This is a genomic window from Nocardioides daeguensis (assembly GCF_019192965.1).
Taxonomy (GTDB): domain Bacteria; phylum Actinomycetota; class Actinomycetes; order Propionibacteriales; family Nocardioidaceae; genus Nocardioides; species Nocardioides daeguensis.
The window spans coordinates 102366-122130 of the sequence record NZ_JAHTKU010000021.1 but is presented as its reverse complement, the minus strand read 5'-3'; the positions used below and the strand labels follow the sequence as shown (position 1 = coordinate 122130).

18 protein-coding genes are annotated in these 19765 nt (G+C 73.3%); 12 read left to right on the top strand and 6 right to left on the bottom strand.

From position 1 onward, the window contains the following. Positions 1 to 70 precede the first annotated feature (70 nt). On the top strand, positions 71 to 667 hold the full coding sequence (locus KU893_RS17595; protein ID WP_218235685.1) for a hypothetical protein: 597 nt from the start codon (positions 71 to 73) through the stop codon (positions 665 to 667). A gap of 10 nt (positions 668 to 677) precedes the next feature. Here KU893_RS17595 and KU893_RS17590 read toward each other — a convergent pair whose 3' ends face one another. The 3 genes from KU893_RS17590 to KU893_RS17580 form a co-directional block, all read right to left on the bottom strand. Then, positions 678 to 1319, bottom strand: coding sequence for an anti-sigma factor (locus KU893_RS17590; RefSeq protein WP_218235684.1), 642 nt, complete (start codon positions 1317 to 1319; stop codon positions 678 to 680). Continuing rightward, positions 1316 to 1846: a SigE family RNA polymerase sigma factor gene (locus KU893_RS17585; protein ID WP_218235683.1), complete on the bottom strand. Its 531-nt coding sequence runs from the start codon at positions 1844 to 1846 to the stop codon at positions 1316 to 1318. Before KU893_RS17585 ends, KU893_RS17590 begins: the two co-directional genes overlap by 4 nt. Before the next feature lie 92 nt (positions 1847 to 1938). Beyond that, positions 1939 to 3870, bottom strand: a complete 1932-nt coding sequence (locus KU893_RS17580; protein ID WP_218235682.1) for an oxidoreductase — start codon at positions 3868 to 3870, stop codon at positions 1939 to 1941. A gap of 45 nt (positions 3871 to 3915) precedes the next feature. On the opposite strand from KU893_RS17580, the gene KU893_RS17575 reads away from it, so the two are divergent. Beyond that, on the top strand, positions 3916 to 4800 hold the full coding sequence (locus tag KU893_RS17575; RefSeq protein ID WP_218235681.1) for a TIGR03619 family F420-dependent LLM class oxidoreductase: 885 nt from the start codon (positions 3916 to 3918) through the stop codon (positions 4798 to 4800). Between the two features lie 4 nt (positions 4801 to 4804). Here the strand turns inward: KU893_RS17575 and KU893_RS17570 are convergent, their stop codons facing one another. Further along, on the bottom strand, positions 4805 to 5428 hold the full coding sequence (locus tag KU893_RS17570) for a TetR/AcrR family transcriptional regulator (RefSeq protein ID WP_218235680.1): 624 nt from the start codon (positions 5426 to 5428) through the stop codon (positions 4805 to 4807). A 185-nt stretch (positions 5429 to 5613) separates the two neighbouring features. On the opposite strand from KU893_RS17570, the gene KU893_RS17565 reads away from it, so the two are divergent. Further along, positions 5614 to 7848: a HelD family protein gene (locus KU893_RS17565; RefSeq protein ID WP_218235679.1), complete on the top strand. Its 2235-nt coding sequence runs from the start codon at positions 5614 to 5616 to the stop codon at positions 7846 to 7848. Between the two features lie 245 nt (positions 7849 to 8093). On the opposite strand, the gene KU893_RS17560 is transcribed toward KU893_RS17565, so the two are convergent. Continuing rightward, positions 8094 to 8426 (bottom strand): hypothetical protein, encoded by a 333-nt coding sequence (locus tag KU893_RS17560; RefSeq protein WP_218235678.1) that lies wholly within the window; start codon positions 8424 to 8426, stop codon positions 8094 to 8096. A gap of 57 nt (positions 8427 to 8483) precedes the next feature. Here KU893_RS17560 and KU893_RS17555 point away from each other — a divergent pair, with 57 nt between their 5' ends. The 4 genes from KU893_RS17555 (at position 8484) to KU893_RS17540 (ending at position 12528) form a co-directional block, all read left to right on the top strand. Next, a complete protein-coding gene (locus tag KU893_RS17555) occupies positions 8484 to 9362 on the top strand; it encodes an oxygenase MpaB family protein (RefSeq protein ID WP_218235677.1) in 879 nt (292 codons plus the stop codon). Between the two features lie 193 nt (positions 9363 to 9555). After that, positions 9556 to 11016: a fatty acid desaturase gene (locus KU893_RS23360; protein WP_218235676.1), complete on the top strand. Its 1461-nt coding sequence runs from the start codon at positions 9556 to 9558 to the stop codon at positions 11014 to 11016. Next, positions 11013 to 11216 carry a ferredoxin gene (locus KU893_RS17545; protein WP_218235675.1) on the top strand — a complete coding sequence of 68 codons (204 nt, stop codon included), beginning with the start codon at positions 11013 to 11015 and terminating at the stop codon, positions 11214 to 11216. The genes KU893_RS23360 and KU893_RS17545 overlap by 4 nt, the downstream gene beginning before the upstream one ends. A 160-nt stretch (positions 11217 to 11376) precedes the next feature. Next, positions 11377 to 12528, top strand: a complete 1152-nt coding sequence (locus KU893_RS17540) for a calcium-binding protein (RefSeq protein ID WP_218235674.1) — start codon at positions 11377 to 11379, stop codon at positions 12526 to 12528. On the opposite strand, the gene KU893_RS17535 is transcribed toward KU893_RS17540, so the two are convergent. Further along, positions 12471 to 13859 carry a PucR family transcriptional regulator gene (locus tag KU893_RS17535; RefSeq protein ID WP_218235673.1) on the bottom strand — a complete coding sequence of 463 codons (1389 nt, stop codon included), beginning with the start codon at positions 13857 to 13859 and terminating at the stop codon, positions 12471 to 12473. The genes KU893_RS17540 and KU893_RS17535 overlap by 58 nt on opposite strands. Before the next feature lie 165 nt (positions 13860 to 14024). On the opposite strand from KU893_RS17535, the gene KU893_RS17530 reads away from it, so the two are divergent. From KU893_RS17530 to KU893_RS17510, 5 genes are read left to right on the top strand one after another with little or no spacing between them, the layout of a single operon-like run. Beyond that, positions 14025 to 15773 (top strand): GMC family oxidoreductase, encoded by a 1749-nt coding sequence (locus KU893_RS17530; protein ID WP_218235672.1) that lies wholly within the window; start codon positions 14025 to 14027, stop codon positions 15771 to 15773. After that, the gene (locus tag KU893_RS17525) at positions 15770 to 16633 is read left to right on the top strand and encodes an MlaE family ABC transporter permease (RefSeq protein ID WP_218235671.1); all 864 of its coding nucleotides are present in this window, start codon (positions 15770 to 15772) and stop codon (positions 16631 to 16633) included. The genes KU893_RS17530 and KU893_RS17525 overlap by 4 nt, the downstream gene beginning before the upstream one ends. Positions 16634 to 16640: 7 nt before the next feature. Further along, a complete protein-coding gene (locus tag KU893_RS17520) occupies positions 16641 to 17480 on the top strand; it encodes an MlaE family ABC transporter permease (protein ID WP_218235670.1) in 840 nt (279 codons plus the stop codon). Positions 17481 to 17487: 7 nt separating this feature from the next. Continuing rightward, on the top strand, positions 17488 to 18699 hold the full coding sequence (locus tag KU893_RS17515; protein ID WP_218235669.1) for an MCE family protein: 1212 nt from the start codon (positions 17488 to 17490) through the stop codon (positions 18697 to 18699). Next, positions 18696 to 19760: an MCE family protein gene (locus KU893_RS17510; RefSeq protein ID WP_218235668.1), complete on the top strand. Its 1065-nt coding sequence runs from the start codon at positions 18696 to 18698 to the stop codon at positions 19758 to 19760. Before KU893_RS17515 ends, KU893_RS17510 begins: the two co-directional genes overlap by 4 nt. The last annotated feature ends 5 nt before the right edge of the window (positions 19761 to 19765 follow it).

Here is a 19765-nt window from a genome sequence, read left to right as displayed (position 1 = left end):
CCCCTGATCGGGGTTTGCCACGCCCGGATCCGGAGCATGGGCACCGGTGGAGGTGGGCGTGGTGCGCACGATGACGAACAGGCTCGTGGCGGGTGTGGCGGGAGCGGTGGCGCTGGCCGTGGTGGTCCTGCCGGGGGGTACGCCGGCGGGTGCGACGGCTGGTGTCACGGAGGCGAGCGACGAGGCCTGCCTGGTGCGGGCCGCGACCGGCCGGGTGCAGTGCTATCCGAGCGCCGATGCGCTGCTGGAGGCCGTGACCGGCGAGCCCGCCGAGGGGTTCAGCACCACCGACCTCGCGGCGCCCGCGACGGTGGCGGCCATCGAGTCCGGGCTGGCGGGGGCCGCCGAGGCCCCGGGGTTCCGCGCCCCCGGTGCCCCCCTGGCGTCCGTCGTCACCGCGATCTTCTACGACGGCACCTACGCGACCGGCGCGGCACTGGTCATGGAGGCACCCGGCGGCTGCGACGACGACTCCGGTGTGGAGTGGGCCTGGCCGACGTTGACCCCCGAGTGGCGCAACCGGATCCGGTCGGGCGTGGGCTACGCGCGCTGCGACTTCAAGGTCTGGAACCACGCCTGGTACGACGGCGCGGCGTACGGCTTCGTCGCGAGCTCGGGGTACTTCGGGGCGCTCGACCGCGCGGCCAACTCGGTGCGGATGCGCTAGGAGCCTGCTGCTAGGGCCGCTGTCCTCCGCCCTGCACGTCCGTCAGCTGGGCGGTCGTGAACTCCAGCACCGACGGTGTCGCAGGGTCGGTGCAGGCGGGGACGTCGCGACCGAGCTCGGACTCGGTGGCCGACCCGTCGGGGAAGTCGATCCGCACGGCGGGGCTTTGCTCACCGCACCAGTTGCGCCACGACGCGTGCACCGAGGCGTGCTGCCCGACGCCGAGCGAGACCGGCGCGAAGGTTGGCGGGATCGTGCCGGTGGTCGCCGACGTACCGGTGCCGACGGTGATCCGCACGCCCGAGCCGATGGCGCAGGTGCGGGCCGCCGGGCCGTCGAGGACGAGCACCAGCCCGCCCGGCAGGCCGGTGCCCGGATCGCCGGGGTCGACCCCGGTCGCCCGGATGGTCACGGTGCCGCAGGCCGGGGACGCGGCCGGGTTCGGGACCCGGTCGTGGCCGGCGGGGCGCAGCACGACGCCCGCCACGCCGAGCCCGGCCACCACGCAGGCAGCAGCGGCGAGGCCGGCCACCTGGCGCCGCCGGTGCCGCCGCTGGCCGGCGGCCACGCGCTCGAGGAGGTCGGGCACGTGGGGGACCGGCACCGCGCCACGACGCACGAAGTCGCGCAGCTGCTCGTCGAGCTCACTCATACGCCGACCTCCCCCACGTTGTCGCCGTCGAGGTCGTCGTCGAGGTCGCCGTCGAGCAGGTCCACGCCCAGCAACCGCCGCAGGCTCGCCATGCCGCGACTGGCCTGGCTCTTGACCGTGCCGGGCCGGCAGCCGAGGACCTCGGCGATCTCCTTCTCCGAGCAGTCCTCGTAGTAGCGCAGCACGAGCACGGCGCGCTGGCGCGGCGGCAGCTGCTGCAGCGCCGCCCAGACGTCGGACTCCCAGGCCGGGCCGACCTCGCTGCCGGCCCGCTCCTCGGTCTCGGCCCGCAGCTGCTCGCGCCGGTCGCGCTTGCTGCGGGTCCACCACAGCCGGGTCATCGTGCGCCGGGCGTAGGCGTCCTGGTGCTCGACGTCGCGGACGTGCCGCCAGCGCCGGCCGAGCCGCAGGAAGGTCTCCTGGGCGAGGTCGGCGGAGGTGTGGGGGTCGCCGCCGGTCAGGAGCATGCCGTAGCGCAGGAGTCCGTTCTGCTTCGCCGCGACGAACGCGGCGAACTCGGCGTCCACGCGCCGCTCACCCCCTCCCGAGACCTCGTGCTCACGACTACCCCAAGGCCGTAGCCGCCTCCGAGGGTTGCATCACCGTGGTGATTCGTCGCTCACAGGGTCGCGACCAGCCGGGCCGCGTCGGCGGTGGCGCCGCGGATCAGCGCCAGCCCGTTCGCGTCCCCCACCACGCGTACGTCGAGCGCGGGCAGCGCGGCGACCAGCCGGTCCCGCACCGCGGAGTCCGCGGCGACCTCGCCCGCGAGGACGACCGCGTCGGCGGGCAGCACCCGCGCGGTGCCGTTCGCGGGCGTCCACGCAACGCCGTCCGCCGTGATCGCGGTGATGGTGCAGCCGACGTGCACGGTGACGCCGAGCCGGTCGAGGCGGTCCATGTGCTCGGTGCGCCGCTTCGCCCCGAACTCGGGCGCGATCTCCGGACCGGTGTGGAGCAGCGCCACGAGCCTCCCGGCCCGGGCGAGCTGCTCGCACCACTCGACCGCCGCCATCCGGCCGCCGACGACGACGACCCGGCGGCCCTCGGGCACCCGGCCCGGCTCGATGCCGGTGACGACGTGGGGCAGGTCGGCGCCCGGGACCTCCGGGAGGTTGACCCGGCCGCCCGTGGCGACCACCACCAGCGCGGGGTCGAGCGAGCGCACCAGGGCCGCGTCGGCCGCGGTGCCGAGTCGCACGTCGACCGCCGCGGCCGCCACCCGGGCCAGCAGCCAGTCGAGGTACGACCGGTTCTCCGGGTGCACCGCGCACGCGTCGAGCAGCGCTCCGCCGAGCCGGTCCGCGGCCTCCAGCAGCACCACCTCGAGCCCGGCGTCCGCCGCCCGCCACGCGGTCTCCAGCCCGGCCGGACCGCCCCCGGCGACGACCAGCCGCCGGGGCCGCGCGGGCGCGGTCCGCACGAGCTCGAGCTCGTGTCCGGTCAGCGGGTTGACCGCGCACTCGGCGGCCAGCTTCTCCTCCAGGGTGTCGATGCAGCTCTCGCACGAGATGCACCGTCGTACCGCCGAGGCGCCACCGCCCCAGCCCGCGAGCTTCCGCGGCAGGTCCGGGTCGGCCAGCAGCGGCCGGCCGAGGGCCACGAAGTCCGCACGGCCCTCGGCCAGCACCCGCTCGGCCAGGGCGGGGTCGTGCAGCCGGCCGACCGCGATGACGGGGACGTCGACGACCTCCCGCACCGCGGCGGCGCCGCCGACGTTGAGCCCGTCGCCGTCGTCGGCCGCGTTGACCATCCCGGTGACGAGCCGGTCGATGACGCCGCCGCTGACGTGGAAGGCGTCGACACCGGCCTCGACCAGCAGGGGCGCCATGGTCGCGGTGTCGTGGACCGGGCGGCCCGCGGCGACCCGCTCGTAGCCGGAGATCCGCAGCGTGACCGGGAAGTCCGGGCCCGCCTCGGAGCGGATCGCGGCCAGCGTCTCGAGCACCACCCGGATCCGGCCCTCGACCGAGGTGCCGCGGTAGCGGTCCCCGCGCCGGTTGCGCTGGGGTGCCAGGAACGAGCCGAGGAACATGTAGCCGTGCGCGGCGTGCAGCTCGATGCCGTCGTACCCCGCCTCGCGCACCCGCACCACCGCCGCCCGGAACTGGTCGACGACCGCCGCGATCTGCTCCTTGGTGGCCTCGGCCGAGGGGCGCCCGGTGAGGTACGACGCGATCACCGACGGCCCGAGCGAGGTGACCCCGTGCAGCTCCGGGCCGAGGCCGTCGGGGCCGGCGTGGACGATCTGCGGCTGGATCCGGGCGCCGTGCGCGTGCACCGCCTCGACCAGCCGCCGGTGGGCGGGGACGGCTGCGTCCTCACCGATCTGCAGGCCGCCCGGCGTCTCCGGGTGCTGCGGGTCGATGCCGGTCGCGCCGACCGTCACCAGGCCGACGCCGCCGGCCGCCCGGGTGGCGAAGTGGGCGACGGTCCGCTCGGAGGGGTGGCCCTCGGGGGTGCCGTACATCGTCTCCATCGGGGACAGGACGATCCGGTTGCTCAGCTCCATCGAGCCGATCCGCCCGGGGGCGAGCAGGTGGGAGAACACGTGCCGAGGCTAGAACCTGTTCTATTTCCTGACTAGGGTCGGCCCGTGGACTTCGCGATGGTCACCGCCTACCACCCGATCGACCAGCTCGTGCCGCTGGCGCGCGCCGCCGAGGAGGCCGGGTTCACCGCGTTGAGCCTCGCCGACCACGTGGTCGACCTGGAGACGCTCGCGACGCCCTACCCCTACACGCGCGACGGCGAGCGGCGCTGGGCGCCCGACGTCGACTGGCCCGACCCGTGGGTCACCATCGGCGCGCTGTCCCAGGTGACGACCGAGCTGCGGTTCTTCACCTCGATCTACGTCGCCGCGATGCGCAACCCGTTCGTGGTCGCCAAGGCGGTGGGTACGGCGGCCGCGCTCTCCGGCGGCCGGGTCGCCCTCGGCGTCGGGGTCGGCTGGTGCCGCGAGGAGTTCGAGCTGCTCGAGGAGGACTTCGCCACCCGGGGGCGTCGTACCGACGAGGGCCTGGACCTGATGCGCGAGCTGTGGCGGCCCGGCTGGACCGAGTTCGCCGGCGAGTTCTACAGCTGTGAGCGGCTGGTCATGCTGCCGGAGCCGCCGGGCCCGATCCCGGTCTGGGTCGGCGGGCTGTCCGAGGTCGCCCTGCGCCGGGCGGCGCGCAACGACGGCTGGATCGGCGACATGGCGACCGTCGACGAGGCGATCGCGATCGTCGAGCGGCTGTCGGCCCTGCGGCGCGGGGCGGGCAAGGACCCGGACGAGCCGTTCGCCGTCGTACCGGCGCTCACCGACGCCTTCGCTCCCGAGGACTTCGTCCGCGCCGCCCGAGGCGGCGTGACGATGTGCATGACGATGCCGTGGATGTACTACTACCCGCCGCACGCCACCGTGGAGCAGCGGCTCGACGGCATCGCCCGGTTCGGCGCGGAGGTCATCGCGCCGACCCGAGCGCTGCTCGGTGGTTGAGCCCCTACCCCTCCAGGTAGTCCGTCAGCATCGTCACGATCGCCTTGTGCGCGCGCTCGAGGTCGACGTGCGTCCCCAGCAGCTGCTCGTTGCGCAGGCTGCGCAGCATCGCGGGCAGCACCTCGGACATGGCGGTCCGCCGCTCCTCGTCGAGGCCCTCGACCCCGTCGAAGAAGTGGACGAACGCCTTCGAGGCCAGCTCGTCGAGGCGCCGGATCGACGCGGCCGTGCGCGGATGCGTCTCCTCGAGCACGTCGAGCGGACGCGGCAGCGCCCAGCGCATGGTCTCCACGGTGACGGCGTACGGCGACGCCAGGACCTTGCTGTAGAGCTCCGTCACCTCGGCCACGCGGCCGGCGATCGTGGTGCTCTGCGGCTTCGCCCAGAGGTCGGGTCCGACCTCGGCGACCTGGTCGGCCACGGCGGACCAGAACCCGTCGGAGTCGCCGAACAGGTTCTGCACCGAGCCCCAGCTGAGGCCGGCCTCCTTGGCGACCATGTTGATGGACACCGTCTCCGGGCGGCCGGTCCCGAGCATCTCGACCGCCGTGGACAACAGTTTCTCGCGCGCGGCCACGCCGCGGCGGTTTGGTTTGCGGGACAAGGTCGTCCCGGTCGACATGCTCATCGTGTTCCCCCCTTGGACACGCGATGCTTCGGGCCGTTCACCACCAGGGTAGTGCCTTTGGTGGGAGTTCGCCGTCCCGTCCGCTCACCGTTCACCGACATCGGGTACGCCGCCTGTAGAGTTGGTGGCTTGCCGCTTTCGTGCGGCGGTCAGGGACGAGTGCGGACGGCAGGGGCAACGGGGCTGTGGCAGACGAGCTGGTGGAGCGCGAGGTCGCGGAAGAACAGACCTTCGTCAACCGGGTCTACCGGCAGCTGGAGCAGGCAGGCAAGGCCGCCCAGCAGCTGGCGAAGGAAGGGCACTCCCGCGGCCGGCTCGGCCACGAGGGCGGTCTCGTGGAGCGCGACGCGATGGTGTTCCAGGCCGCGAAGCGGATCGCACAGCTCGACGCCGCCCATGAGGGCCTGGTGTTCGGGCGGCTCGACCTCGACGCGGCCGTCGACGCCGCGCCGCGCTACGTCGGCCGGATCGGCCTGCGCGACGACGACCACGAGTCGCTGCTGATCGACTGGCGCGCGCCCGCCGCCGCGGTGTTCTACCAGGCGACGGCGGCCGACCCCCACGGCGTGCTGCGCCGCCGGGTGCTGCGCAGCGCGGGGCGCTCGGTGGTCGGGGTCGAGGACGAGCTCCTCGACGCCGCCGGGCTGGAGGCCGCCGAGGCGGCCGGCCGCTCGCTGCCGATCGTCGGCGAGGGCGCCCTGATGGCCCAGCTCTCCCGCGCCCGCGACCGGTCGATGCACTCGATCGTCGCGACCATCCAGGCCGAGCAGGACAAGGCGATCCGGGCCCCCTCGCGCGGTGTCGTGTCGATCTCCGGGGGACCCGGCACCGGCAAGACGGTCGTCGCGCTGCACCGGGCGGCGTACCTGCTCTACACCGACCGCCAGCGCTACGAGCGCGGCGGCGTGCTGGTCGTCGGCCCGTCCGGCGTCTTCATGCGCTACATCGAGCGGGTGCTCCCCTCGCTCGGCGAGACCGCGGTCGCGCTGCGCAGCCTCGGCGAGGTCGTCGACGAGGTCCGCGCGACCCGGCACGACGAGCCGGCCGTCGCCGACATCAAGGGCTCCGCGCGGATGGCCGAGCTGATGCGGCGCACCGCGCGCCAGCAGGCGCCGGGCAGCCCCCGCGAGTACCGCGTCTTCTGGCGCGACGACCGGCTGGTCCTCGACCGCGGCAAGCTGGGCCAGGTCCGCCGGCAGCTGATGTCGCAGGGGCTGCGCAACAAGCAGCTCCCGCGGGTCTCCAACGCCCTCCTCGACGCGCTGTGGCGGCAGGTCCGCGGCGAGCGCGGCCGCGAGCAGGGCCGCGAGAAGTTCAACGACGAGATGCTCTCGCGCGACGACTTCCTCGACTTCGCCCTGGCCTGGTGGCCGCCGCTCGACGCGCCGACCGTGCTGTGCTGGCTGCGCGACCCGGAGTTCCTCGCCCGGGTCGGCGAGGGCCTGCTGTCGGCCGAGGAGCAGCGGCTGCTGCTCAAGACCTGGGCCGAGCTCGACCCGTCCCGCCCGATCAGCCCCCAGATCGCGATCGAGGACGTGCCGTTGCTCGACGAGCTGCGCTACGCCCTCGGCGACGTCCCGCAGAAGGCCGAGGACGAGCGCGACGACCCGATGGCCCTGATCGAGGGTGCCGTCGACATCCGGGAGCTGATGACCGCCTCCGACCGCGAGTTCGCGCCGTCGGGTCGCGCCTGGCGCCCGCCGATCTCGAGCATCGAGGACGACGGCTACGCCCACGTCCTCGTCGACGAGGCCCAGGACCTCACCCCCATGCAGTGGCGGATGGTCGGCCGTCGCGGGCGCACCGCCTCGTGGACGATCGTCGGCGACCCGGCCCAGTCCTCGTGGCCGGTGCCGGCCGAGGCCGATGCGGCGCGTTCGGCGGCGCTGGAGCGCAAGCAGGTGCACTCCTTCCACCTGTCGACGAACTACCGCAACTCCGCCGAGATCTACGCCCACGCCGCGGCCTACGCCCAGCGGGTGGGCCTCGACGCGGACCTGCCCGACGCGGTCCGCCGTACGGGCTCGGAGCCCGTGGTGGTGGACCTGCCCGCCGGCGCGGGCGCGGCCGACCTCGAGGCGGCGACCCGGGCCGCCGTGCTCGACGTCGCGGGCGCGGTCTCCGGGACGGTGGGCATCGTCGTCCCCGTCGCCCGCCGCTCCGAGGTCAACGCCTGGCTCGCCTCCTGGCCCGAGCTGGCCGCCGACGCCGCGGGGGCGCGCGCCGCGATCGACTCGTCGGTCACGCCCTCGGGCGAGGACCGGGTGGTCGTGCTGACCGGCCTCGACACCAAGGGACTGGAGTTCGACGGCATCGTCGTGGTCCGGCCGCAGGAGATCGAGGACGAGTCGGCCACCGGCCGCGCCACGCTGTACGTCGTCCTCACCCGCGCCACCCAGCTGCTGACCACCGTGGGCTGACGCCGGCTCCGCGCGGGTGGCCCGGAGCGGTCACCCGCGGCGAGTACGCCGACACGGGCCCGTCGTACCGGCTGCCGCTGCCTGGCCTCGTGGCTGTAACACGTTGTCCATACGACTGGGCGCCGGTCGTCAGCGGCCGGGCGGCCATCTGCCCGGCGTGTCGCGCTGAGTACCGTCAGGTAGTCGGGTGGACGGCGTGTTACTTCCCGGCCGGCCACCGCGGATGCGGGGCACGCCCCCGGGAGTCAGCCGATCTCGCGGAGCGCCACCACGCCACGCGCGACCACATCGCGCCAGGTCGCCTTCGCGAGGTCGAGCGCACGAGAGCGGTCGGGTCGGCGTACCCGGACCCGTTGGCCCGCGTCGGACTCGACGTCGACCACCCAGGTGCCGGCGAACACGGCCCGCTGCACGAGCTTGCGGCCGCGGCCGCCGGTGAGCGGGCCGAGCACGGGTACGACGAGAGCGCTCCCGAGCTTGTCCTGGGCTCGGACGAACCGGTCGACGGCGGGCTCGATCGCGATGGTGACCCGGATGCCGTCGGGACCGACGGCGTCGTCGAGGTGTTGCCGGGCCACCGGAGGAACCTAGCCGGTCCGAGCGTGGCCGTTGCCCCGCACCGGCACACTGGACCGATGACGACGGACCGACGCCTCCCCACCGTGGAGGACGTGCGCGGCCGGCTGGGCCAGGCGCTCTTCCTGCGGGTCGCCGGGCCGGACGGTGCTCGCCACCGCGAGCGGATCCACCACACCGCCGGCCCCCGGTGGTTCGACGGCGACAGCCCGATCGCGCGGGTCCACGGCGACGCCGCGATGTTCGTCGGCGGCATCCGGGCGCTGCTGCTGCAGAGCCTCCATCCCGCGGCGATGCGCGCGGTCTCGGAGCACTCCGGCTACCGCGGCGACATGTGGGGGCGGTTGGCGCGCACGAGCCGCTTCCTCGCCGTCACCACGTTCGGCACCGCGGCCGACGCACAGCGTGCGGTCGACGCGGTCCGCGCGATCCACGACCGGGTCCGCGGCACGATGCCCGACGGTTCGCCGTACGCCGCCTCCGACCCGCACCTGCTGCTGTGGGTCCACGTCGCCGAGGTGGACAGCTTCCTGCGGGCGCACCGGGTCTACGGCGCCGACCCGCTGGACGACGCGGGGTACGACGCCTACGTCGCCCAGACCGCCGAGGTGGCGCGACGCCTGGGCGTGCTCGACCCGCCCACCACGGTGGCCGGGCTGGCGCAGGTCCTGGCCTCCTTCCGGCCCGAGCTGCGCGGGACGCCGGAGGCGCGGGAGGCCGTCGGCTACGTGCTGGTGCGCCCGCCGCTGCCGTTGCTGGCGCGGCCCGCCTACGGCGCCCTCGCCGCGGCGGCGGTCGGGCTGATGCCGGTCTGGTCGCGCGCGCCGCTCCGGCTGCCCTGGCTGCCCATGGCCGAGCGCACGGCGGTCCGGGCGATGGGAGCCGCGGCGGTCGGCACCATCCGGTGGGCGATGGCACCGCCCGCCGCGTCGGCGTGACACGGGCCGGAGGACGCTGAGCGCGGGCCCCGGCCGGACGCCCGGAACCCGGTCCCGGGGACCGTTGTGCAGCCAGCCAACGCCCCCGGCACAACTTGTGCACCTCGCCCGAGAGCCGGGCTGCCGGGCGCTGCGAGCGTGGGAGACCTACCCGGCGGCGCCGCCGCCGTCGCCACGTCCAAGGAGGCACCCGATGGCCAGGTACGCAACACAAGGAGCCGACGGCACGACCGTCCCGTGGCGCGACAAGAAGCGCTATCTGTGGGTCCTCGGGCTCGTGGTCCCGCTGACGCCGATCGTCGGGATCGCGCTGGTCGAGGCGAGTGGCCAGGCGCTCTTCTTCTGGCTGACGCCGGTGGTGTTCTTCGGGGTCATCCCGCTGATCGACCTGGTCGCCGGGTACGACGACACCAACCCGCCGGACGACGTGATCGACGCGCTCGAGAACGACAAGTACTACCGCTGGGTGACCTACCTCTACCTCCCGGTCCAGTACGGCGGCTTCGTGGCCGCGATCTGGTACCTCGCCACCACCGACATGTCCGTCGTGGCCAAGGTCGGCCTGGCGATCTCGGTGGGTGTGGTCGGCGGCGTGGCGATCAACACCGCGCACGAGCTGGGCCACAAGCGCGAGTCGGTGGAGCGGTGGGCCTCGAAGATCGCGCTGGCGCAGACGTTCTACGGCCACTTCTACATCGAGCACAACCGCGGCCACCACGTCCGCGTCGCGACGCCGGAGGACCCGGCCAGCGCGCGGATGGGCGAGAGCGTCTACCGCTTCTGGCCGCGCACCGTCGCCGGCTCGCTGAAGAGCTCGTGGGAGCTCGAGGCCAAGCGCTACCAGCGCAAGGGCACCCACCCGTTCCACCTCGGCAACGACGTGCTCAACGCCTGGCTGATGACCGTCGCCCTGTGGGGCGGCCTGATGCTCTGGCTCGGCCTCGCCTACGACGTCAACCCGCTCGGCCTGCTGCCGTACCTCGTCCTCCAGGCCGTCGTCGGCTTCTCGCTCCTCGAGGTGGTCAACTACATGGAGCACTACGGCATGGTCCGCCAGAAGGTCGGCACCCCCGGCCGGATGCGCTACGAGCGGGTCACGCCGGCGCACTCCTGGAACTCCAACAACATCGCGACCAACGTGCTGCTCTACCACCTGCAGCGGCACAGCGACCACCACGCGAACCCGACCCGGCGCTACCAGACGCTGCGCGACTTCAAGGACGCGCCGGTGCTGCCGACCGGATACACCGGCATGATCGTGGTCGCGATGTTCCCGCCCGTCTTCCGGGCGCTCATGGACAAGCGGGTCGTCGCCCACTACGACGGAGACCTGCGCCTGGCCAACCTGCAGCCGGCCAAGCGCGAGCGGCTGCTGCGGAAGTACCCCGTCCCCACGGCCGAGCCCGCCGGGGAGCAGGCGAAGGCCGACACCAGCGCCCAGGCGTTCGAGGGGGAGGTGCTCGCCGCCCGGTGCCCGGGGTGCGGGTACACCTACGAGGTCGCCGAGGGCAACGAGCTCGAGGGGTTCGCCGCCGGTACGGCGTGGCAGGACATCCCCGACGACTGGTGCTGCCCCGACTGCGGGGTGCGCGAGAAGGTCGACTTCACGGCCGTCGAGCCCCGTCGCCACCTCGTCGGCAAGGTCGGAGCGTGAGTGCGCTGCGGATCGTCGCCGACCGCGCGAAGTGCGAGGGCCTGGGGATGTGCGAGGCCATGGCCGACGACTACTTCGAGGTGGACGAGGACGAGGAGCTGGTCACGGTCCTCGACGCCCACCCGCCGGAGTCCGACCGGACCCACGTGTACGCCGCCGTCCAGGCCTGCCCGGTGCTGGCCCTGACCCTGCAGGGCTGAGGCGCCGCCGCCGACCACCGGATCATCGGCCCGGGGGGGGGGGCCCCCCCCCCCGGGGGGGGCCCCCCCCGGCGCCGATTCCCCAACGATCTGGGATGGTCCCCACCGACACGGTCCCGGCAGGATCGGGCAGTCATCTGACCTCCCGGAAGGAACCTCGTTGTCCAGCCCCGCCCGCCGTCGTACGGCGACCGTCGGCCTCCTCGCCGCCCTGTTCGTCCCCCTCCTCACCCCCTCCGTCCAGGCCGGCGCGGCCGCGAGCGAGCGCAAGCCCCGGTGCCACGGGGAGACCGCGACCATCGTCGGCACCAACCGCGCCGACCGGATCACCGGCACCAAGGGCCGCGACGTGATCGCCGCCCTGGGCGGCAACGACGTGGTCCAGGGTCTCGGGGGCGACGACGTCATCTGCGCCGGTGGCGGCGCCGACAAGGTGCTCGGCGGCGGCGGTGACGACTACGTCGACGCCGGCGGCGGCCGCGACGTGGTCGACGGCCAGGCCGGGGCCGACGTGATCTGGACCGGCGGTGGCAAGCGGGAGCTGGCCATCGGCGGTGCCGGGAACGACCACCTGGTCCTGGAGGGCAACGGCTCGCACGCGCTCGCCGGCGTGGGTGCCGACTACGTCGACGTCTACGGCCGCGCCGGTGACGTCGACGGCGGTCCCGGCGACGACGTGCTGCGCGGCGGTCCCGGCGACGACACCATCGAGGGCGGCGACGGCGCCGACATCTGCACCGGCAACGGTGGCCGCGACACGTGCGACGGCGGTGCGCCCGGCGGCGACGCCAACACCCCCGGCGACCCCGACCGCTGCGACGCGGAGGAGATGCGGTCGTGCCGCTCGGCCGACTCCACGGCGTACTCCGGGACGGCCGGCGGCACCTTGCAGTACTCCGTCGGCGTCATCGAGACCTGGACCGCCACCTTCACGATGGACAGCACCGACGAGACCCCGCAGCTGATCGAGGGACCGGCCATCTTCCAGTGGGCGATCAGCGGCACGGACCCCGACGGTTGCACCTACCAGGGGGCCTCTGCCCTGCCCGGCCGGGCGTCCTTCGCCGTGTGGTTGGACTTCGGCTACTACACCGGCCAGCTCTACCCCGACCGTTCCCGTCAGGTGGAGGTCACCGTGACCTGCCCGGGCCGTCAGCCGCAGACCGAGTGGACGACCCCGCTCAACGGGGACGCAGCCAACACCGGAAACGTCCCGCTGCACTCCGACATGTCCTGGATCCGTGGGGACCGCAGCTACCACCCCGGCGGCGACCAGAGCGTCACCGCGACCTGGAGCTGGGACGCCCGCTGACCGGCTGACCGTCTGACTGGCTGACCGGGGGCGGGGGGGGGCGGGGGCCCGGGCCCGGCGGGCTGGGGGGGGGGGGGGGGGGGGGGGGGGGGGCCCCGGCCCCCCCGGCCCCGGTGGAAGAGGTCGTGGTGCTGGAGCGCGGCGGCGAGCTGCGGGCTGATCCGCGTGATCGGCTGGCCGAGCATCTCCTCGGCCTGGCCGAGCCGGTAGCGGATCGTGTTGCGGTGCACGACCAGCGTGCGTGCGGCCTCCTCGGCGCTGCCCCCGCAGTCGAGGTACGCCGCCAGCGTCTCGCGGATGCGCTGGAGGCTCTCCTCCTCGCCGGCGAGCGGCCCGAGCTGGCGGGTCATGAACCGGTCGACCTCGGGTGAGCAGCCGAGCAGCACCGGCAGCTCGACGTCGGGGTAGACCGCCAGCCAGTCCTCGGTGTCGGGGGCGGTGACCCGCAGCGTGCCCTGGGCCTCGCGGTGGGAGGCCACGAAGCCGGCGATGTCCGGGGTCGCCGAGCCGACGCCGACGACCACGCTCGGCGCCCGCAGGTCCGCGGCGGCCGCGGCAAGACCGGAGAGGTCCGGCTGGCCGCGGGTGCCGAGCCACATCCACAGCTGGCGGCCGCCGGGCTTGACCACGAGCGGGGTGGCCGCGCCGATCCGGCGGGCCAGGTCCGGCGCCAGCGACTCGAGGGTGCCGGCCTGGCCGGCGTCGCCGACGGACAGCACGACCGCGGTGTGGTGGACCGAGATCGGGTACCCGCCGAGCGCCGCCGACGCCTCCCGCGGGTCGGTGAGCTCTCCGGACAGGATCGAGCGGACCGACTCGAACCGCTGGGCCGCCGCCCCGGCCAACACCCGGGACCGCGCGGCCTGGTAGGCGGCGATCGACTCGGTGATCGACTGGTCGAGCCACACGCCGGCCCGGTTCCAGAAGTACATCAGCAGGTCGGCCCGGTCGAGGTCGGACGGCGGCAGCGCCTTGATGATCTCGCTGACGTAGGCCCACACCTCCTGCTGGGCGACCCGGTAGAACCGGATCAGCGACTCCAGCGGCAGCTGCCGTTCGGCGATGTCGAGCGCCAGCAGGCGAGCCGCCTCGGGGAGGTGGAAGTGCTGCTCGGGCTGGGCGAAGTCGCCGAGGAACGCCAACCAGTGGTCGTGGACCGTCTCCCGCAGCGTCGCGGGCAGGCCCTCGACGAGCGCGACCTCGGGTATCTCGCGCAGGATCGCGCTGGCGACCCGGTCGACCCAGGCGTCCACCTGGGCGGGCTGTGCCTGTTCGGCGACGTAGGCCAGCAGCCACGGTGCGAGGTCGGACGGCACGGACGCGCTGCTCACCCGCCACACCCTAGGGCGCGACGAGGCGCTTTGTGCGCCGGGACAACCGGCCCCTCGTTCTTTGGACCGTCACCACGAGAGCGTGACGGTCGTCACCGGGTGGACTAGGCGCTCACAGGCGGGCCCGGCACAGGGGCCCCGCCGTTCTCATGGGGGTGCCGCCGCATGCGCGCTGACAGCTTCGAGTACGACGTCGTCGTGGTCGGCTCCGGTTTCGGGGGCTCGGTCACCGCCCTCCGTCTCGCCGAGAAGGGCTACCGGGTCCTCGTGCTGGAGGCGGGCCGCCGGTTCGCGGACGAGGAGTTCGCGAAGACCTCCTGGGACGTGCGCAAGTTCCTCTTCGCGCCCCGCCTCGGCTGCTTCGGCATCCAGCGGATCCGGCTGCTGCGCGACGTGGTCGTGCTCGCCGGCGCGGGCGTCGGGGGCGGGTCGCTGGTCTACGCCAACACGCTGTACCAGCCGAAGTCGGACGCCTTCTACCGCGACCCGCAGTGGGCCCACATCACCGACTGGAAGGCCGAGCTGGCGCCCTACTACGACCAGGCGAGCCGGATGCTCGGCGTCGTGCAGAACCCGACCGTCACGCCCAGCGACGTGGTCATGAAGCAGGTCGCCGACGAGATGGGTGTCGGCGACACCTTCCGCGCGACGCCGGTCGGTGTCTGCTTCGGCACCCCAGGCGAGGCGATCGCGGACCCGTACTTCGGCGGTGCCGGGCCGGAGCGCCGCGGCTGCCTCGAGTGCGGCGAGTGCATGACTGGTTGTCGCCACAACGCGAAGAACACGCTGCTCAAGAACTACCTCTACCTCGCCGAGAAGATCGGCGCCGAGGTCCGCGAGCGCACCACCGTCACCGCGGTCACGCCGCGTCCGGGCGGCGGCTACGACGTGGTCACCCACCGCTCGGGCCGCTCGGCGCGTCGTACGACGACCGTCGCGGCCGCCCAGGTCGTGCTGGCCGCCGGCACCTGGGGCACCCAGGAGCTGCTGCACGGCATGCGCCGCTCCGGCGACCTGCCCGAGCTGTCGGACCGGCTCGGCTACCTGACCCGCACCAACTCCGAGGCGCTGTGCGCGTCGAGCACCAAGCTGCGCAACAAGGGCAAGCACGACTTCCACCACGGCGTCGCGATCACCTCCTCGATCCACCCCGACGAGGTCACCCACGTCGAGCCGGTCCGCTACGGCAAGGGCTCGGGCCTGATGGGGCTGCTGCTCACCTTGATGACCGACGGCGGCGGCCGCACGCCGCGCTGGCTGCGGTGGATCGGCCAGGCGGTGCGCCACCCGCTCCTGCTCCTGTCGGCGTACGCCGGCCTCGGCAGCTGGCCCGAGCGCACGATCATCGCGCTGGTCATGCAGACCAGCGACAACTCGATCACGGTCCTGCCGAAGAAGCGCCGGCTGCGTCGCGAGGGCAGGGTGCGCCTCACCTCGAAGCAGGGACACGGTGAGCCGAACCCGACCTGGATCCCGGCGGGCAACGAGGTCGTGCGCCGGATCAGCGACAAGATCGACGGCGGCTCGTACAGCACCGCCGGCGAGATCTTCAACATCCCCATGACCGCGCACTTCCTGGGCGGCTGCCCGATCGGCGACTCCCCGCGGACCGGTGTGATCGACGCCTACCACCGGGTCTACGGGCACCCCGGCCTGCACGTCGTCGACGGCGCCGCGATCTCCGCGAACCTCGGTGTCAACCCCAGCCTCACCATCACCGCGCAGGCCGAGCGCGCGATGGCGGTGTGGCCCAACCAGGGCGAGGCCGACCGGCGCCCCGCCCTCGGAGCCGGCTACGAGCGGCTCTCCCCGATCGCGCCGGTGCGGCCGGCTGTGCCCCCGACCGCACCGGCTGCGCTGCGCCTCCCGCTGTACGTCGTGAAGAGCCCGGCCGACGCCGAGGTCACTGCATGACCGCGGCACCCACGCTCGAGGCCCCCGACAAGCGGCGCGCCGGCCCGGACGGGATGGACGAGCGGACCCGGCAGGTCGCCCGCGAGGCGGTGCGCTCGACGTTCGCGTTCAAGACGCTGGGCACCTTCGGCGACTTCTACGGCTTCGTCGGCAAGGTCTTCGCGCAGATGTTCACGCGGCGCTTCCACTTCCGCGAGTTCATCTCGCAGGCCTGGTTCATCACGACCGTGTCGTTCGGGCCGGCGCTGCTGGTCTCGATCCCGTTCTGCGTCGTGATCATCTTCCAGGTCAACCAGCTGCTCATCCAGATCGGCGCGGTCGACCTCGCCGGCGCGGGCGCGGCGGTCGCGGTGGTCCGCGAGATCGGCCCGATCGTGTCGGTGCTCGTCGTCGCGGGCGCCGGGGCCACGGCGATCTGTGCCGACCTCGGCTCACGCAAGATCCGCGAGGAGATCGACGCGATGGTGACCCTCGGCATCGACCCGATCGAGCGGCTCGTCGTTCCCCGGGTGGTCGCCTCGACCCTGGTCGGCGTGGCGCTCAACGGCATGGTGACGGTGGTCGGCCTGGTCGGCGGGTACTTCTTCTCCGTCGTCCTCCAGGGCGCCACGCCCGGGCTCTACCTCTCCGACCTCACGCTGCTCGTCGGCCTCCCGGACTTCCTGGCCTCCGAGGCCAAGGCGGCCGTGTTCGGCCTGCTGGCCGGCCTCACCGCCTGCTACCTCGGGCTCAACGCCAAGGGCGGACCGAAGGGCGTCGGCGAAGCGGTCAACCAGACCGTGGTCTTCGCGTTCATGCTGCTCTTCGCCGCCAACAGCGTGATCAGTGCCCTGTTCCTCCAGATCAAGCTGGGAGCGTGAGGTAGCGATGTCCGCCACCACCCCGGGCTTCCTCGCTCGCCACGTCGGCAGGCCGATGTCCTCGCTGCGCAGCCTCGGCGACCAGCTGAGCTTCCACGGCAACGCCTACGCCCACATGCCGCGGGCCCTCAAGCACTACCCGAAGGAGGTCGTCCGGCTGCTGGCCGAGGTCGCCCTCGGCTCGGGTGCGCTCGCCCTCATCGGCGGCACCGTGCTGGTCATCGGCTTCCTCACCGCCGCGGCCGGCATCGAGGTCGGCCTGCAGGCCTACACGTCGTTCGACAACATCGGCGTCGCCACGCTGTCGGGCTTCTTCTCGGCCTACTTCAACACCCGTGAGGTCGCCCCGATCATCGCCGGCATCGCGCTCACCGCGACCGTCGGCGCCGGCTTCACCGCGCAGATCGGTGCGATGCGGGTCAGCGAGGAGATCGACGCGCTGGAGGTGATGGCGGTCCCGCCCGTGCCGTACCTCGTGACGACCCGGATCATCGCGGGCCTGGTGGCCGTCGTCCCGCTGTTCGCGATCGCGCTGATGATGTGCTGGCTGGCGACCTACCTGGTCGTCACCGTCGGCTACGACCAGGCGCCGGGCACCTACCAGCACTACTTCGACACCTTCCTCATCCCGAGCGACCTGTTCCTCGCGATCGTGAAGGTCGCGCTGATGGCGCTCGTGATCGTCTCGATCTGCTGCTACCACGGCTTCCGCGCCGCCGGCGGCCCGGCGGGTGTGGGCCAGGCGGTCGGCAAGGCCGTGCGCTCCGCGCTCATCTCGACCATGTTCATCGACCTGATCTTCGCGATCGCCGTCTGGGGCGGTCCGTCGGTCCACATCGCGGGGTGAGGCGGGAATGACCCGGGAGAAGCACGCCCACCACCCCCATCATGTCGACCGGCAGGTCGTCTACGGGTTCTTGTTCGTCGCTCTGGTCGCGGCCCTGATCGCCGGCACGATCGCCAAGTACCGCGGCGCCTTCGAGGACAACGTCGTGGTCACCGTCCAGTCCGACCGCGCCGGCCTCACCCTCGCCGCGGGCGCGCCGATCAAGCTGCGCGGCGTCGAGATCGGCCGGGTCGGCGACATCGGCGACGACCCCGCGGCCGACGGGAAGGTCAGCATCGAGCTGGAGATCGACGCCGACAAGGTCGACCGCGTGCCGGCCGACGTGACCGCGCAGATCGTGCCGCCCACCGCGTTCGGCGCGAAGTACGTCCAGCTCACGCCGCCCCCCGGGAGCACCGGCAGCGGGGAGAGGATCCGCGCCGGCGCGGTGATCCCGGCGGACCGGGTGACCGTCGAGGTCGACGAGGCCTTCGCGAACCTGACCCAGGTCCTCGACGTCGCCCGCCCGGCCGAGGTCAGCTCCGCGCTGACCGCCGTCGCGGGAGCCGTCGAGGAGCGCGGCCAGCTGATCGGCGACCTGATCACGCAGACCGACACCTACCTGCGCTCCCTCAACCCCTCGCTGCGCACCCTGTCCGCCGACCTCCGGATCGCCGACGACGTGGCCGACGTCTACGACATCGCGCGCCCCGACCTGGTCGGTGCGCTCACCCACACCGGACAGGTCTCCCGGACGTTGGTGCGGCAGCAAGCCTCCCTGCGCGCCCTCGAGCGCAGCCTCACCGGGTTCAGCGACCAGACCGACGTGCTCCTCCGCAGCTCGCGCCACGGGCTGGTGACCTCCCTCGGCCTGCTCCAGCCGGTGACCGACGTCCTCGAGCGCTACTCGCCCGAGCTGCCCTGCCTGGTGCTCGGCCTCGCCTCGGCCAACGAGCTCGCCGAGCCCGCGGTCGGTGGCACCCACCCGGGCGTCACGACGATCACCCGGATCATCCCCGGCCGCGACCCGTACACCTACCGGGAGAACCTGCCCGAGCTCGGTGCCGACAACGGCCCCGCCTGCTACGGCCTCCCGTACGTCGACGCCCAGGAGGGCAAGGCCGCGCCGCCGTCGTTCCGGACCGGTGCCAACCCCCATGTCGGCCCGCCGCCCACGCCCAGCGAGGCCGTGACCGACACGCTGCTGGGCCTGCTCCGGGGAGTGGGGAACCTGCCATGAGCGCCACGTCAAGGAGTCGGCTCAGTCCCGAGAAGCGGCGCCAGCGCGCCGACCTGGTCAAGTTCACGGCCTTCCTCTCCCTCGCCGCGGTCTTCACCGTGTGGGTCGCCGCCGTCACCGGGGAGTACCGGCCCGGCGACCGCGCCGACTACAAGGCGGTCTTCGACGACGTGTCCGGTCTCGAGGTCGGCGACGAGGTCCGGGTCGCCGGCGTCGACGTCGGCAAGGTGACCGGCATCGACGTACGCCGCGACAACACCGTGCTGGTGACCTTCGACGTCAGCGACGACCAGCAGCTGACGACAGACACCCGCGCCACGATCCAGTACCGCAACCTGATCGGCGACCGGGTGGTCCAGCTGACCCGCGGGGAGGCGGACGGCGACGAGACGCCCCAGGTGCTGCCGGCCGGAGGCACGCTGCCCGCCGGCCAGACCGCATCGGCGCTCGACCTCGACACCCTGCTCAACGGCTTCAAGCCGCTCTTCGCCGGGCTCAGCCCCACCCAGGTCAACGAGCTGTCCGGCCAGCTGGTGCAGGTGCTGCAGGGCCAGCAGGCCGCCGTGGCCACGCTGGTGCAGCACGTCGCGTCGTTCACGACCACGATCGGTGGTCGTGAGGAGCTGATCGGGCAGGTGATCGGCAACCTCAACAGCGTGCTCGGCACCGTCGACGACCGCAAGGAGACCGTGGGGCTGCTGCTCGACCGGCTCGACCAGCTGCTGACCGGGCTCGACCAGCAGGACACCCAGGTGCTCGACGCCGCCGCCCGGATCGACACGTTCGCGACCACGGCGACCGACCTGGTGGCGAAGGCGCGCGGCGACCTGCGCACCGACCTCGAGGGGCTGACCGTCTCCGCGCGCGGCATCAACAAGAACGCGGGGACCCTGGAGGCCGTGCTCGAGAACCTGCCGGCGCACTACCGGGCGGTCCAGAACACCGCGTCGTACGGCAACTTCTTCAACTTCTTCCTGTGCGGCGTGCGGATCCAGACCGGCGTCGCCGGCGCGAACGTCACGACGCCGTGGATCTACTCCGACGCCCCGAGGTGCAAGTGAGCCGC